Origin of the sequence: Pseudomonas baetica (genome assembly GCF_051216495.1) — a bacterium.
In the GTDB taxonomy this organism is placed as follows: domain Bacteria; phylum Pseudomonadota; class Gammaproteobacteria; order Pseudomonadales; family Pseudomonadaceae; genus Aquipseudomonas; species Aquipseudomonas baetica_B.
The window spans coordinates 1-1,092 of sequence record NZ_JBPKAM010000241.1; the positions used below are offsets into that span (position 1 = coordinate 1).

Here is a 1,092-nt window from a genome sequence, read left to right on the forward strand (position 1 = left end):
GGTTCTTTTCGCCTTTCCCTCACGGTACTAGTTCACTATCGGTCAGTCAGTAGTATTTAGCCTTGGAGGATGGTCCCCCCATATTCAGACAAAGTTTCTCGTGCTCCGTCCTACTCGATTTCATGACTAAGAGATTTTCGCGTACAGGGCTATCACCCACTATGGCCGCACTTTCCAGAGCGTTCCGCTAATCTCAAAGCCACTTAAGGGCTAGTCCCCGTTCGCTCGCCACTACTAAGGGAATCTCGGTTGATTTCTTTTCCTCAGGGTACTTAGATGTTTCAGTTCCCCTGGTTCGCCTCTTGCACCTATGTATTCAGTACAAGATAACCATCTTATGATGGCTGGGTTCCCCCATTCAGACATCTCCGGATCAAAGTCTGTTTGCCGACTCCCCGAAGCTTTTCGCAGGCTACCACGTCTTTCATCGCCTCTGACTGCCAAGGCATCCACCGTATGCGCTTCTTCACTTGACCATATAACCCCAAGCAATCTGGTTATACTGTGAAGACGACATTCGCCGAAAATTCGCAATACTCTTAAAGTCTTAAGAGAAACTCACAAATTTTACCTTAGCCTGATCCACTACCAGTGAAAGTAGTGTTCAGTCTATCTTTCTATCACATACCCAAATTTTTAAAGAACGAACTAGTCAAAGACTAGAAATCAACATTCACCATCATTCGATGGAATGCTCATTTCTAAGCTCTTACTTCAGAAGCAGTAGTGGTGGAGCCAAGCGGGATCGAACCGCTGACCTCCTGCGTGCAAGGCAGGCGCTCTCCCAGCTGAGCTATGGCCCCGTATCTCTACAGGCGTTTCCCACACAAAATTGGTGGGTCTGGGCAGATTCGAACTGCCGACCTCACCCTTATCAGGGGTGCGCTCTAACCAACTGAGCTACAGACCCAATTTCGGGCTGCTTCTTTCGTCTTCTTCAATGAATCAAGCAATTCGTGTGGGAGCTTATGGTACAGCTGAGTCGTCGATTAAGGAGGTGATCCAGCCGCAGGTTCCCCTACGGCTACCTTGTTACGACTTCACCCCAGTCATGAATCACACCGTGGTAACCGTCCCCCCGAAGGTTAGACT

The 1,092-nt window shown here is 48.7% G+C and carries 2 tRNA genes and 2 rRNA genes; all 4 read right to left on the reverse strand.

The features are described from left to right. Positions 1-476: ribosomal RNA gene (locus tag ACSFE6_RS31500) — 23S ribosomal RNA — on the reverse strand; the annotation flags it as partial. 251 nt (positions 477-727) lie between these two features. Further along, positions 728-803, reverse strand: a tRNA-Ala gene (locus ACSFE6_RS31505). A gap of 30 nt (positions 804-833) precedes the next feature. Continuing rightward, positions 834-910: transfer RNA gene (locus ACSFE6_RS31510), tRNA-Ile, on the reverse strand. 80 nt (positions 911-990) lie between these two features. Beyond that, a 16S ribosomal RNA gene (locus ACSFE6_RS31515) occupies positions 991-1,092 on the reverse strand; the annotation flags it as partial.